We start from the raw sequence: 14,540 nt of genomic DNA, 5'->3' as shown, positions 1-14,540 counted from the left end.
TAATATTTTCTTACTAAGCTTACTTTGTCTGCACAGATTGTGACGACAGCGCGACTGAGAAATTCAAATTACCCTCATTTACCAACCACTTACGAATATCATAGCTGCGCGCACCTTTGGAGTGCATCGGGTCAGCATCAGCAATCGCCTTGGCCGCATCGATGTCCGCAGCGCGGTAAATGATCATGCCTTCCGCTTCCATCAGCTCGCCGGTCTCATCAGAAATAGGACCTGCCAGAAACAACGATCCTGCCGATTCCATCTCCTTTTGATAGGCGAGGTGCTCTGGCAATGTTTCTTTCACTAACCCCATGTTTCCATTTGGTTTTGATCGAACCACAAACAGTTCCATCGCAAGCGCTCCGCGTGATTTTGCTTCTGATTTGTAGTCATTCCATGCTGGCATTTTGTCTCTCCCTTTTGATGTGACCTTACCCGTCCGAAGGGGCGTAGCAAATAAAAAATCGATTTTATTGGACAAGAGGCAAAAATCACGACACTTTTGACAAAACACGAATCTGGGAGGGCTCATGTCAGAAGCTACATCACTCGAAGACCTACGCCGCGGCGCACAGGAAGACGTTCGCGCATTGCGTGGCAAGATCTCGAGTCTGAACGAAGATGAGATCGGTTTGATCTTATCCGATGCACGATCACACTATGCGTGGACCGACAAACCCGTTTCCGACGATCTTCTTCATAAGATATTCGACATCACAAAAATGGGCCCGACCAGCATGAACACATGCCCGGCGCGTTTTGTGTTTGTGCGCACGCCCGAAGGCAAAGATAAACTCGCCAGTGCTTTGAAACCGGCCAACGTGCCGAAAGTTGTGAACGCGCCTGTGACCGCGATCATCGCCTATGATTTGGATTTCTGGACCCAGCTGCCCAAGCTGTTCCCCCACGAAGACCGCCGCCCGCACTTTGAAGGCAAGTTGCAACACAGCGAAGACACAGCGTTCCGCAATTCAACATTGCAGGGCGCGTATTTCATGATCGCCGCGCGGGCCCTTGGCCTGGATGTGGGCGCGATTTCGGGCTTCGACAATGCAATGGTTGATGACGTGTTCTTTAAGGGCACATCGTTGAAATCCAACTTCTTGTGCAACATCGGTTACGCCGACGAACAGGCCCTGTTCCAGCGCTTGCCGCGGTTCGATTTCGATGACGTTTGCGAAATCATCTAAAGGAAAGACCAACCATGGCGATCAAGATGAAAACCACCGTGACCACCACTGTCAAAGCCGATTGCCTGTCGCATTCGCTGGCCAAGGTGACGACCCGCGATGTGTCTATGCTGATTGACGAACCAAAGGAACGCCACGGCACCAATCTGGGGTTTTCGCCCACAGAAACCGCGCTGGCGGCTCTTGCAGGTTGCACAAATACGATCGGTCAAAAATGCGCGGCGAAACTTGGCATCGAGATAGGGAACCTCGACGTCACGGTGAAGTGCCAGCTCAATAAGCTTGGCGTTATGCTGATCGAAGAACTCGACAACCCGTTCGAGAAAATTGAACTAACCATCATCGCAGATGGCCCCGCGTCGGAGGAGGAACTGGCGCAAGTGGCCTTGGAGACTGCAAAATATTGTGCGCTTTCGAAACTTTATCGAAGCGCCGGTACGGTGATTAACGAGGACTGGCAAAAAGCCGGTTAACTAAAACTAAGGGAGAGAGACTATGACTTTTACAAGAAGAGTTGCCCTCGCGGCAGGCGTTGCGGTCGGTTTGACCGGCGCAATGGGAGGAGCCGCCTCGGCTCAGGAAACGATCAACCTGACAGCCATCGATGGCTATCCTGATCGTTCCATGTGGGTTGCTGAATTTTCCGGCTTTTTCATTCCACGGGTGAATGAACTGCTGGCCGAAGGCGGCAACTACGAAATCGAATGGATGGAAGCCTACGGCGGCCAGATCGTGAAACCACGCGGGGTGTTGGAGGGCATCAAGCTGGGTCTTGGCGATATCGGCATCGTAACGACCATTTTCCACAACTCCGCGCTGCCATCTCAGGGTATTTCTGCGGTCACTCCGTTCGTGTCCTCTGATGCGCGCGTCGTGGCACAAGCGGTTGATGAAATCGCCCGTGAATTCCCACAGATGCAGGCAGAGCTTGCGGCGGAAAATCAGGTTTACCTCGCGACGGGCGTTGTTCTGGACACTTACCAGCTTTTTGCTTCCGTTCCGTTGAACTCTTTGGCTGACGTCGAAGGTCTGAAGGTTGCGGGTGCGGGTTATAACCTGCGCTACCTCGAAGGCATCGAAGGTGCTGCTGGCGTTCAAGGCGGCCTGCCGAACTTCTACAACATGCTGCAAACCGGCGTTGTTGAAGCGGCGATGACGTGGCCGGAAGCTGCGGGAACCTTCAACTTTGTCGAAGTTGCGCCTTACATGCTGCAAACGGATTTCGGTGCAGTGAATTCCAAAACCGTGACCGTCAACGCCGATGTTTGGGCTGGTCTGCCTGATGAGGTCAAAGAGGTGCTGCAAACTGTGGCCATCGAATACCGCGATCATATCGCTGGTATCGCAATGGACCGCGCAGGTGCTGCCCTTGAAGCCTATGTCGAAGCAGGCGGTACAGTCGTCGAGCTGAGCGCAGAGCAGCGTCAGGCTTGGGCCGAAGGCATGCCAAACATCGCTGCCGAATGGGCTGCTGATCTTGATGCGACGGGTGCCCCTGGTTCCGAGATGCTTGCCGCTTACATGGACAAGCTGCGTGCAGCTGGCGCTGAGCCACTGCGCGATTGGGCCGCAGAGCTTAACTAAGCAAAAGGGGAGGGTCTGACGATGATCGCAATCTTGCGAAATATTGAGAAAGTGGTCGTCAAGATCGCCATCCTCGCGAACGTCAGCGGCGCATTTGTGCTGCTGGCGTTGGTCGCGATTATGAATGTTGATGTCATATCGCGCAACTTCTTCAATGCACCGCTGCGCGGCGTGATCGAGATCGTTATCTTCTCGTTGGCGTTGATCGTATTCCTGCAACTGCCTGACGTTGTCCGCACAGGGCGGTTGACCCGCTCTGACGGGTTCTTGGGGTTGATGCGGGTGGTGAAACCACGGTTCGGAAACGCGTTGGCGCGCGCCTTGGATGGGGTCGCCTGTATCTTTATGGGCCTGATCGTCTGGACCGTCTGGCCGGAATTCACACATGCTTTTGAAAGTTGTCACTTCTTCACGCCGCCCGAATTTGGCACCCCTCCGACGGGGGAATTCTGGGTCGATTTCAAAACCGCCCTTGGTCGCTGTGACTACTTCGGCACGCCCGGCATTCTGACAGCGCCTTGGTGGCCTGTTCGCCTTGCGATCGCCTTTGGCTGCGCATGGGCAGGCATTCTCTTCTTTTTCAAAGCCGTTCTAGGCGACGCTGACCCACGTCACGTCACCGCCCAAACAAGCGGCGAGGTCTAAATCATGGATCCACTTACAATTGGTATGCTCTCGGTTCTGGCCATCGTCGTGTTGGTCTACCTCGGGCTTTATATCCCGATCGCTTTGGGCCTCGTGTCCTTTGGGGCGATCTGGCTGATGTCTGGCAAATCTATCCTTGCCTTTAACTTCCTCAAAGTCGCCGTTGGCGATGGGGTCACCGAATATAACTTCGCCACTATTCCACTGTTCACGTTAATGGGGCTTCTTGTCTCAAGGGCAGGGCTGGGGCGCGATATCTACGACGTTCTAAATTCGGCCTGCCGCAAAGTGCTGGCAGGGATCGGCATGGCGACGGTTGGGGCAAATGCGGTGTTTGCCGCGATCACAGGGTCCTCAATTGCCTCGGCGAGTGTCTTTACCAAAATCTCCGTGCCGGAAATGCTGCGTTACAACTACAACAAACGCTTTGCTGTGGGTGTTGTTGCAGGGTCATCGGTGCTGGGTATGATTATCCCGCCCTCTGCGATGCTCATCATCTATTCCTTTGTGGCCGAACAATCCGTGGGCGATATGTTCCTTGCGGGCATCATCCCGGGCTTGATCCTGACGGGCGTTTACATCGCCGCGATCTTCGTGATGGCGCGGGTATGGCCGTCCTATATCGGCGAAAACATCAGCGCCGAAGGCCTGCCCGCAATGGCGCGCAGCGAAACGTTCCGCAAATCATGGCCCGTGCTGTCGCTGATCTTCCTTGTTTTGGGCGGCATCTACACAGGCTGGCTAACACCCGTAGAAGCGGGCGCCGCTGGCGCGTCGCTTGCGCTGATCGTCGCCCTTGTGCGCCGCTCCATGAGCTGGGCAGACTTCTGGGAAACGCTTGTTGAAACGGGCCACATTACGGCAGCGATCTTGTTGCTGATCACGATGGCATCGTTCTACAGCCGCATGCTCGGCTACGCGGGTCTTCCAAACCAACTGGATGCACTGCTGCAAACTTGGGATTTGTCGTTCTTCCATATCATGCTGATCTATGTGGCCTTGATGCTGGTCTTGGGCACGTTGCTGGACACGGCATCTATCATTCTGATCGTCGTGCCGCTGTTCATCACCTTGATCGAAAGCATGGGGCTTAGCCTTGTGTGGTTCGGCATTGTAACCGTCATCGGGGCTGAAATCGGCCTGCTGACACCGCCACTGGGGATTTCGTGTTTCGTTATCAAAAGCACACTGAATGATCCCTCCATCACCCTAAAGGATGTCTTCCTGGGCTCGCTTCCGTTCGCGTTCCTTATGCTGCTGGTTCTTATCGTTCTGATCCGGTTTCCCATCCTTTCCACCGCCCTTATTTAACGTCAGGAGTAGCCACACATGAAAGATGTGACCATCGACACCATCACGCAGGCCTTTCTGGATTACTGCAGCGATGACACCGACCCACGCACCATGTTCGTGCTCAAAAGCATGGTTGAACACCTGCATGCCTTTGCTAAAGAAACCCAGCTGACCCACGCCGAATGGGCCCGCGCCCTGAAATTCGCCACCGATGCAGGCAATATCACGGACGAAGAACGCAACGAATTCGTGCTGATTTCCGACGTGACAGGGCTGTCGTCCTTGGTCGACATGATCGGGTCCCAGCATGCGGGTACATCGTCCAGCGTGCTTGGGCCGTTCCACTCCGTGGGCGCGCCAATGCTGCCTGTGGGTGGGGACCTGAAAAAGGACAACGACGGCAATACGGTCGTGATCGAAGGCTTCGTCAAAGACGTAGATGGGAACCCCATCAAGAACGCTGTGATCGAACTGTGGCAGACCGCTGAAAACGGTCTCTATTATTCGCAAGACGGCGGTCAGGATGATTTCAACCTGTGCTGCTCCATGACGACAGGCGCAGACGGGCGCTATGCCATGACGACGGTAAAACCCGCACCCTACAAAGTCCCTGATGACGGCCCCGTGGGCGAATTGTTCCGCGCGACGGGCCGCACCCCGTGGCGCCCGTCCCACTTGCACTTCATCGTTCAGGTTGACGGGTACAAATCACTGGTCACAGAAGTCTTTTCCAACGGCGATCCGCACCTGAATTCGGACGCGGTGTTCGGTGTGCGCGAAGACCTCATCATGGATTACGTAGAAACCACCGACATTGATGCCCTCCCAGATGATCTGGAAGTCGGGCGGAACGTCACAATCCCATATTTCAAGGTTGATTTCGATTTCGTCCTTGTATCTGACACCCCCTAACAACTGACACGTAAGGAAACGAATATGCGCGAGACATATAAAGAAGACGGCAAATGGTGGGTTAGTCCCTACAACTTCGAACCCTCCGTTCGCGAAGGCCTGAAGTTGCCACCAAAAGTAGAAATCCACGACGCGACATTGCGTGACGGTGAACAGACACCAGGCGTTGTGTTCTCCATCGACGACAAGATCGAAATCGCGACCAAGCTGGACGAACTTGGCGTGGACCGGATCGAAGCAGGGATGCCAGCCGTGTCCCCGGACGATCAAAAGGCCATCAAAGAGATTTCCAAACTGGGCCTGAAGTCCAAGATCTTTACGTTCGCGCGCGCGATGCAAAAAGACATCGACCTTGCGCTGGAATGCGGCGCAGACGGCGTCGTGATCGAAGTACCAATCGGCTACCCGAAATTGGTCACACAGTTTGGTTGGACATGGGAAGACGTTGCCAAGAAAACAGCACCTATTATCAACTACGCCCGCGAAAACGGGCTGCACGCCTTGTTCTTCCCATATGACACGACGCGCGCGCGCAAGTCCGACATGGAAAACCTGTGCAAATACATCATGGACAACTCCCCGCCGGATTCCATCGGCATCGTGGACACCATGGGCTGTGCGACGCCTGAAGCCATCAAGCACATGGTCAACTGGGTTGACGACATGACTGGCCTGCCGATCGAAATCCACACGCACAACGATTTCGGTATGGGTGTTGCGACTGAACTGGCCGCTGTGACGGCTGGCGCTGTCTGTGTGCACTCTTGTGCAAACGGTCTGGGCGAACGCACAGGTAACGCTGCGCTTGAGGAACTGATGATGGGCCTGCACCTGCTGTATGGCTACGACACACAGTACAAGCTCGACAAAATTCCTGAGCTCGCGGCGATGATTGCTGAAAAATCCAACATCCCGATTGCACGCAACAAACCTGTTCTGGGCCACGGCAACTTCATCCGTGAATCCGGTATCGGCATTAACTACGTGATGAACGACCCACTGGTCATGTTCGCAACGCACCCCGCCCTTACGGGTAAAATCGGTGAAGTCGTGCTGGGCAAGAAGTCCGGCAAAGCGTCTATCATCTACAAGCTGGGTGAAATGGGCCTTGGCGAAATGGATGACGATATGATCGGCGACGTCCTCGCCGAGGTGAAGTCCACAGGCATTGCTAAGCGCGACGTTCTGACAGACGAAGAATTCGCCAATATCGTTGCATCCTTCAGAGCGAAGTGAGATTAGACTCTTCAAATGAATATTAGTGCCCTATCAGACCCTGCGACGTCGCAAAGTTCGGCCACCCAGATTGCCCATAGCAAACTGCGTGACCTGATCTTGACCGGTGAGCTGGCCCCGGGCACGAAATTGAAGATCGATCACCTTCGTAAAATCCTTGGCACGGGGGCCTCTCCTATTCGAGAGGCCCTCAGCCTTTTGACGTCCGACCAACTGGTCGTGCGCCATGAACAGCGCGGTTTTAGCGCGGCGGCCACTAGCAGCGAAGACTTTGCTGAAATCCTGCGCCTGCGATGCTCGCTTGAGGGTATGGCGCTGCGCCAGAGCATGGAAAACAAATCAGACGACTGGATCGAAAGTCTTGTCATCATCCATCACCGCATGTCGCGCCTGCAACAATCCAAATCCGACGATTTCGAACGTGAACACAAAAATTTCCACATGGCCCTGATCGGCAATTGTGACTCACCGCTGTTGCTGCGGTTCTGTAATCAACTCTACGACCTCAACATCCGCTACCGGTTCATCGCTGGCCGCTCAATCGATTATAAGGGCCGCAAAGTAGAGGACGAACACCGCATCATCCTAGACGCCGTCATTGCCGGAGACATCGACCACGCCGAAGACCTTCTGCGGTCCCACTATGAAACAACAGGCGCGTTCCTAAAGGCGTTCATTAAGTAGTCGTCGTTCTCGTGTTTGATCTCTACTCAAGCGTCGCCGCCTTTCATCGGGTCCGAACATTCGGACCAAGATGCTAGAGAGCCCGTGTAGCGCCCCTTTGGATAATTTCGCGTGCGCACCTTTACGGTTTGTCCGACCTGGTCAGTGTAAAGATTAAAGCCGCGGCTGGAAACGATAGCGGCCTCAGGTGCTGATTGTGCCGATAGGCGACAAGCTTTCATCATAATTTTGTCAGGTGGGCATGGTTGCATAGCAATATTCGCGCCAATCTGTCATAGGTTTGCGAGGATTTGATGCTTTTGTTTCTAGGGTAGATTAATGTCATTTATTCAACGACCAGCTTTAGCTGGAGGATTTGCCAGTATCGCCACATGGGGAATGTTCTGGTTCCTGGTGGCCGTCATCGGGGCCGGCATCTTTTTTGCCAATGGTATCGATGCGCTTTTGGAGGCTTGGCAACTCCCCGAATACAGCCACGGCCCCCTGATCCCGGTGCTTTCGGCGTTTCTGTTCCTCAAACAGCTTAAGGATTACCCGATCAATCCGGACGTGGCGCGCAATCGCTGGCCCGGTGTGATTTTGGTGGTGATTTCAATTCTGATGGGCGCCTTGGGGATACTGGCGAACATTGGCGATATCGTAGCCTATGCGCTGATCCTATGGGTTGGTGGTGTGTTATTGGTGAGCTGGGGGTGGGATACCGGCAAACATTTCTGGCCCGGTGTCGTCCATTTGGTTTACATGCTGCCCCTGCCTGGCGTGATCTATTACAAGATCACCACAGCCTTGCAGATGGTGTCATCCGAATTGGGTGTCTGGTTCTTGCAGCTGGCCAGTGTGCCGGTCTTTCTGGATGGCAACATTATTGATCTGGGTATCCTCAAGCTTCATGTCGCCGAGGCCTGTTCTGGTCTGCGCTACATGTTCCCGATCATGAGCTTTTCATACATTTTCGCGACGCTGTATCGGGGTCCTGTCTGGCATAAGGTGACGCTGCTTCTGGCGGCTGTCCCGATCGCAATCTTTATGAACTCGGTGCGGATCGCAGTCGCCGGGATCATCGTGCAACATTACGGTGTCGGATGGCTCGACGGGTTTTCGCACTTCTTTGAAGGCTGGGTCATCTTTCTGATCTGTATCGTTATTCTGTTCGGCTTGGCATGGGTGTTGTTGTTTTTGCAGCCCAAGCGGATGTCCTTGGTAGAGGCATTAGATCTGGACACAGACGGTCTGGGTCAACAGGCCATGCGGGTGCAGTATGTCCGCCCGTCTGTCGCAATGATCACAACGGCTGTGGTTATGCTGATGGCCGTCACGGCGGTGCAGCTTATGCCTGAACGGGGTGGTGGAACCCTTGTCCGGGATCGTTTTGAACAGTTCCCCCGTCAGATCGGGGAGTGGCGTCAGATCGGGCTGCGCGAAACGCTAGAGCCCGCTGTGGTTTCGACGCTTGGTGCGGACGACTACCATCAGGTGAACCTGTCCAAACCGGGTGAGGCACTCCCCGTGGGATTGTTCATGGCGTGGTATGATGATCAAAGCAAAGGCGGTGTGCACAGTCCCGAGATTTGTCTGCCTGGTGCGGGCTGGGAAATTGCGTGGCTTGAGCGGACCGACATTACCCAAGTGGTTGGAACCGATACGGAGTTCAACATCAACCGCGCGATCATCCAGAAGGGTGAAACGCGCATGATGGTGTATTACTGGTTCCAGCAACGCGACCGCCGCATCGCATCAGATGTCATGGCTAAATACTGGCTGATGATGGACGGGATCACGACCGGCCGCACGGACGGAGCGATAGTGCGTTTAACTACGCTCATTGATCGCGAAGAAGGCGACGAGGTTGCAGAAGCACGCCTGCGCGACGTCCTGATATCTGTGCAGGACACGCTCCCTCGGTTCATTCCGACGAACTAAAGGGCTTATCGTCTTGAGCGGCCAATCGGACAAAGGGGTCCTTTGGGTCCAATGTTGTTTTCCAATGGAGCGTAAAATGGTTTACCGGCGTGATATCGATGGCTTACGTGCGATTGCTGTTCTCCTCGTTACGGTCTTTCATTTTGATCTTCTGTCCGTTGGAAAAGCGGGCTTTATCGGTGTTGATGTCTTCTTTGTCATCTCAGGTTTTTTGATTACGGCCATTATTGCCAAAGATCTGGAAGCGGGGACGTTCCGGTTTGGGACGTTCCTGTATCGTCGTGTGCGACGGTTGTATCCGGCCATGGTGGCGACATTGCTGCTGTATCTTGCGGCCAGTTATTTTCTGTTGCTTCCCGATATGTTTCGCGAGTTGGCCTTGGAAACGGTGCTGTCCCAGCTTTACGTCGTAAATTTCTATTTCTGGCGCAGTGTGAACTACTTTGGGCTGCATACCGGCGATGTACCGCTGCTCCATATGTGGTCCCTCGCGGTCGAAGAGCAATTTTACCTCATTTTTCCTTTGTTTTGCCTGTTGGTCTGGAAGATCAATCATCGCTGGCTGTTGTGGGCCGTGGTTGTTGTAACGGTGTTGTCCTTTCTATTGGGTTTGGTTGGGACGTCCTGGAAACCGGAAGCCTCTTTTTATCTTTTACCGACTCGAGCATGGGAGCTGGGTTTGGGGGGTGCATTGGCGTTGGGGGTGATGAAATATCCGCTGACCCGTCAGTGGGTCGCCACGTTTGCGGGATATCTGGGTTTGATAGTCTTGGGTGTAGGTTTGTACTTACACGCTCCCTATGTTGGTGTGCCTGGTTGGTTTTCCCTGTTGCCGGCTTTGGCTGCGGCGTTCTTACTGATTGGTGGATTGAATACGACAGCACCCGTCACACGATTTTTGTCGATCCCCGTGATGGTCTGGATCGGGAAAATTTCATACCCGCTTTATCTGGTCCACTGGCCGGTTCTTATCCTGTTTAAGCAACATGTCCCTGACTTCACGCTGATATGGCGGTTGAGCGGCTTTGGGCTGTCTTTCTTGCTGGCATGGGGCATCTATGCTGCAATAGAACAGCCAATCCGTAAGGGGCGGGTCTTTGTCCGCCCCCGATATCTTTTGGCAGCCGCTGGCGGCAGTGTCGCGGCCCTCGTGATACTCGGCATGACGGTGTTCTGGCAGGATGGCGCGCCACGGCGCTTTCCATCCGACAGCATCGCAGCCCTTGCTTTCACCACAGACACTGCCCAGCAATTCAAACACTGCGAAAATAGTCTGCAAAACAGCGCGCCTGTCTGTCTGTTGGGCGCACCTGAAGCTGAGCCTGACATGCTTGTGTTCGGGGACAGTCATGCAAACGCATTTGCGCATTCCATCGATATATGGCTGTCGCGTGAACACCGCTCAGCGGCTTTTTCGTTCGCTTCGGGGTGCTTGCCGGTATTGAACATGGGGGGCGCTCGTTGTGTTGCACAATCCGATGCAGCCGCCACTTTTTTAAAGAATAACGCAGTAATAGAGACTGTTGTTTTGGTATCAATCTGGCGGCAGCCCTTGTCACAGGGACACCGTCGTCAGGGGCGCTGGACCAGTGGAGATGAATTGCTGGACGGGTTTTCAATTGAATTGCGCGAAACTGTGCGCTTGTTCACTGGCTTGGGCAAACGGGTGGTTATTGTTGACCCGTTTTTCGCAGCCCCGGGCGATGTCCCCACACGGTTGGCAAAAAACCGAGCCTTTGGTTACGACCTCCCCTTGGACACGTCCCTTGCAGACCACCGCGCCGAATTTGAAAGTCTCTACCCGATCTTTGATGCGGCCGAAGACGACGGGGCTGTGCGGATTTCCATCATCGATCCATTTTGCGATGACGGGATCTGTCGTGGGCTTTATCAGGACCAGCCGATGTTCTCGGACGGCAATCATCTTGCGGATGGAATGTCCCACGTTATGTCGGACGTGTTCGAAGACGCTTTTGCAACCGTTGACCGTGATCTATGACTCTCAAGAGAGACGTGGCATATTTTCCCGTTCCTGCGGTGCAAGCATCCCACACACAGAGGCCTTTTGATGAAATGCAGCAATCAAGACTTTCCGTATAGCCACAGGTCGGCCAATCTAAAAAGAAAAGAAATGTATGATTGAGCAGATATATGGATTTGAAAGACGCGTTGTTTGAAGACTTACAGGCCCTAAGCGATGAGGCTGAAGGATTGGGGCTGACGGATGTTGCCCTTGTGCTGGAATTCGCGATGGATGTGTACCTGCGCGAAACAGCCGTACAGGCGGCACCAAGTGTCGCTAAGGCTGACCCGCCTGAAAAAGCGCAGCCGACCTTTATGTTGGCGCAAACCTATCGCTATGCATCCTGACGGTGCGCCCCTCGACGTGTGACCTACTTTTGCGAGGGGGGTGGGTCATCTGCGTCTAATCGCATATGGCAGGATCACATCTTTTAAATACGGAGTTCGCAAATGGATTTGGAACGGACCGCCCTTGATGGGGTGATTATCCTGACCCCTGCGCGTCATGGCGACGCGCGCGGGTTTTTCAGCGAGAGCTGGAACCGCACGCGCATGGCGGAAGCGGGGCTGGACATCGATTTTGTGCAGGACAACCATTCATTATCTGCCACGGCAGGCACCGTGCGCGGGTTGCATTTTCAGGCGCCGCCACATGCCCAAGCAAAATTGGTGCGCTGCGGGCGCGGGGCCCTGTTTGACGTGGCGGTTGATGTTCGCGTCGGATCCCCGACCTACGGGCATCACGTCGGGGTGGAGTTGAGCTTTGAGAATGGCCGCCAACTGTTGGTTCCTGCCGGCTTTCTGCACGGGTTCATGACCCTGAGCGATGATACTGAGATCGTGTATAAGTGCACTGATTTTTACAATGCGGATGCAGACGGGGCCGTGCGCTGGGACAGTTGCGGTATTGACTGGCCTATGGACGTCACCCCGGTTTTAAGTGCCAAAGACGAGGTAGCGCCTACGTTGGCTGATTTCGACAGCCCGTTTGTAATTTGAAAGGCCAAAACGGATGAAAATTCTGATTACAGGAGGGGCCGGTTTTATTGGATCGGCCGTTGTGCGTCTTGCGGTGTCGCAGGGCTATGATGTCGTCAATCTGGACGCACTGACCTATGCGGCCTGCCTTGAAAATGTGGCCGACGTTGCAACCAGTCCTCACTACGCTTTTGTGCAGGCGGACATCTGCGACCGCGCCGCCTTGGACACAGCGTTCGCGGAGCATGCGCCAGACGCGGTGATGCATTTGGCGGCCGAAAGCCATGTGGATCGTTCTATCGACGGTCCGGGTACATTCATCGACACCAATATCACCGGAACCTACACCCTGCTCGAAGCTGCGCGTGCCTATTGGGTTGCACAGGGCAAACCTGAAGCGTTCCGGTTTCACCATATTTCGACGGATGAAGTGTTTGGCACATTGGGCGCTGAGGGGCTGTTCACGGAAGACACATCTTATGCGCCAAACAGTCCCTATTCCGCCTCAAAAGCAGCCTCAGATCATCTGGTACGCGCTTGGGGTGAAACCTACGGGTTGCCCGTTGTCACCAGCAATTGTTCCAACAACTACGGCCCCTACCATTTTCCGGAAAAACTGATCCCCGTTGTTATCCTCAACGCGCTGGCGGGCAAGCCGATCCCGATTTACGGGGCAGGGCAAAACGTGCGCGATTGGCTGTACGTTGAAGATCATGCTGATGCGCTGCTTACGGTTCTGACCAAAGGCGAAGTGGGGCGCAGTTACAACGTGGGCGGCTGGAACGAAGTGACAAACCTTGATCTGGTGCATCGTATTTGCGCTTTGCTGGATCAGCGTCGCCCCGATCATGCGCCCCACGCGGATCTTATCACCCATGTCACCGACCGACCGGGCCATGATGCGCGCTATGCCATTGATGCGACGCGCATCCATACCGAACTGGGCTGGAAGCCCGCTGTTACCCTTGGTGAAGGGTTGGCGCGTACGGTGGATTGGTATCTTGAAAACGAAGACTGGTGGCGCCCCCTGCAGGCGCGTCAGGGTGTCGGTGTGCGATTGGGCAAAACAGATGCTGCGGTGTCAAAATGACGTGGTTGGTGTTTGGTGAAAACGGGCAGGTGGCGCAGGAACTGGGCGCGATTTTGGGTGCGGATTGTGTCCTTTTGGGCCGAAGCCGCGTTGATCTGCTGAAAGCAGGACAGGCGAGTGCCGCGATTGAAACCGCGCTGTCCCAAGGGTCTGTTGATGGGATCATCAATGCCGCCGCCTATACGGCCGTTGATGCCGCTGAAACCGATCGCGACGCGGCCTTTGCGCTGAACGCGACAGCACCGGGTGAAATGGCGCAAAGCGCCGCCGCCGCGGGCATCCCGTTTGTGCATCTGTCGACGGATTACGTGTTTGATGGATCGGGCACAGCCCCTTGGCATCCAGATGATGCGACCGGACCGGCCAGTGTTTATGGCGCAAGCAAATTGGCGGGCGAGAACGCCGTGCGCGGGGCAGGGGGTTTATTTGCGATTTTGCGCACGTCTTGGGTGTTTTCGGCCCACGGGGCGAATTTTGTAAAAACCATGCGACGTCTGGGAGCAGAGCGTGACGAACTCAGTATTGTTGCTGATCAAATAGGCGGTCCCACACCTGCAGGCGCCATCGCGCAAGCCTGTATAACCGTCGCAAAAGAGCTTAGAAAAAATAATGAAAAATCAGGTATTTATCACATATCTGGCGCGCCGGATTGTAGCTGGGCTGACTTTGCCCGCGCCATTTTTTCTGCCAGCGATCTAACTGTCAGCGTTCATGATATCCCGACAACGGCCTATCCGACACCTGCAATGCGCCCCGCCAATTCACGGCTTGATTGCACGTCATTGGAACATGTGTTCGGGATAGCGCGACCAGACTGGCGGGCGGAACTGGACCGTGTTTTGCAGGACCTAGACTGACATCTTGCCATTAGGTCGGCTACTGCTGCATCGGTTTTTTGTATATTGAAACACGGCAGAAAAGCACATTCAGCCAGAAAAAAATTACAATCTGCATACCGCAAATGTATTTGCCGGCGTCAAAGATGT

At 54.5% G+C, this 14,540-nt stretch carries 15 protein-coding genes; 14 read left to right on the top strand and 1 reads right to left on the bottom strand.

The features are described 5' to 3' along the window. Positions 1-19: 19 nt before the first annotated feature. Positions 20-406 (bottom strand): YciI family protein, encoded by a 387-nt coding sequence (locus KO486_RS12425; RefSeq protein WP_216037605.1) that lies wholly within the window; start codon positions 404-406, stop codon positions 20-22. 124 nt (positions 407-530) lie between these two features. Between KO486_RS12425 and KO486_RS12420 the strand changes: the two genes are divergently transcribed. From KO486_RS12420 to rfbD, 14 genes are all read left to right on the top strand, one after another. Further along, positions 531-1,190: a malonic semialdehyde reductase gene (locus KO486_RS12420; protein ID WP_216037604.1), complete on the top strand. Its 660-nt coding sequence runs from the start codon at positions 531-533 to the stop codon at positions 1,188-1,190. Positions 1,191-1,204: 14 nt separating this feature from the next. Then, positions 1,205-1,663, top strand: a complete 459-nt coding sequence (locus tag KO486_RS12415; protein WP_216037603.1) for an OsmC family protein — start codon at positions 1,205-1,207, stop codon at positions 1,661-1,663. Positions 1,664-1,685: 22 nt separating this feature from the next. Beyond that, a complete protein-coding gene (locus tag KO486_RS12410; RefSeq protein WP_252734756.1) occupies positions 1,686-2,774 on the top strand; it encodes a C4-dicarboxylate TRAP transporter substrate-binding protein in 1,089 nt (362 codons plus the stop codon). Positions 2,775-2,795: 21 nt separating this feature from the next. Next, complete coding sequence (locus KO486_RS12405; protein WP_216037602.1) at positions 2,796-3,419, top strand: TRAP transporter small permease; 624 nt, start codon at positions 2,796-2,798, stop codon at positions 3,417-3,419. A gap of 3 nt (positions 3,420-3,422) precedes the next feature. Beyond that, the gene (locus KO486_RS12400) at positions 3,423-4,730 is read left to right on the top strand and encodes a TRAP transporter large permease subunit (protein WP_216037601.1); all 1,308 of its coding nucleotides are present in this window, start codon (positions 3,423-3,425) and stop codon (positions 4,728-4,730) included. A gap of 18 nt (positions 4,731-4,748) precedes the next feature. Next, the gene (locus KO486_RS12395; RefSeq protein ID WP_216037600.1) at positions 4,749-5,624 is read left to right on the top strand and encodes a dioxygenase; all 876 of its coding nucleotides are present in this window, start codon (positions 4,749-4,751) and stop codon (positions 5,622-5,624) included. A 24-nt stretch (positions 5,625-5,648) separates the two neighbouring features. Continuing rightward, positions 5,649-6,860 carry a 2-isopropylmalate synthase gene (locus tag KO486_RS12390; RefSeq protein WP_216037599.1) on the top strand — a complete coding sequence of 404 codons (1,212 nt, stop codon included), beginning with the start codon at positions 5,649-5,651 and terminating at the stop codon, positions 6,858-6,860. 15 nt (positions 6,861-6,875) lie between these two features. Further along, positions 6,876-7,544, top strand: coding sequence for a GntR family transcriptional regulator (locus KO486_RS12385; RefSeq protein WP_216037598.1), 669 nt, complete (start codon positions 6,876-6,878; stop codon positions 7,542-7,544). A 378-nt stretch (positions 7,545-7,922) separates the two neighbouring features. Continuing rightward, on the top strand, positions 7,923-9,464 hold the full coding sequence (xrtD, locus tag KO486_RS12380; protein WP_252734754.1) for a VPLPA-CTERM-specific exosortase XrtD: 1,542 nt from the start codon (positions 7,923-7,925) through the stop codon (positions 9,462-9,464). A gap of 76 nt (positions 9,465-9,540) precedes the next feature. Next, positions 9,541-11,463, top strand: a complete 1,923-nt coding sequence (locus KO486_RS12375; RefSeq protein ID WP_216037596.1) for an acyltransferase family protein — start codon at positions 9,541-9,543, stop codon at positions 11,461-11,463. A 152-nt stretch (positions 11,464-11,615) separates the two neighbouring features. Continuing rightward, entirely contained in the window at positions 11,616-11,834 is a 219-nt protein-coding gene (locus KO486_RS12370) for a hypothetical protein (protein ID WP_216037595.1), read from the top strand. 102 nt (positions 11,835-11,936) lie between these two features. Beyond that, positions 11,937-12,485 carry a dTDP-4-dehydrorhamnose 3,5-epimerase gene (gene rfbC, locus KO486_RS12365; RefSeq protein ID WP_216037594.1) on the top strand — a complete coding sequence of 183 codons (549 nt, stop codon included), beginning with the start codon at positions 11,937-11,939 and terminating at the stop codon, positions 12,483-12,485. 13 nt (positions 12,486-12,498) lie between these two features. Further along, on the top strand, positions 12,499-13,554 hold the full coding sequence (gene rfbB / locus KO486_RS12360) for a dTDP-glucose 4,6-dehydratase (RefSeq protein ID WP_216037593.1): 1,056 nt from the start codon (positions 12,499-12,501) through the stop codon (positions 13,552-13,554). Continuing rightward, positions 13,551-14,411, top strand: coding sequence for a dTDP-4-dehydrorhamnose reductase (gene rfbD / locus KO486_RS12355; RefSeq protein ID WP_216037592.1), 861 nt, complete (start codon positions 13,551-13,553; stop codon positions 14,409-14,411). The genes rfbB and rfbD overlap by 4 nt, the downstream gene beginning before the upstream one ends. Positions 14,412-14,540 lie beyond the last annotated feature (129 nt).

It is taken from the genome of Octadecabacter sp. B2R22, from assembly GCF_018861045.1.
Lineage (GTDB): Bacteria > Pseudomonadota > Alphaproteobacteria > Rhodobacterales > Rhodobacteraceae > Octadecabacter.
This window is presented reverse-complemented; position numbering and strand designations above follow the sequence as displayed.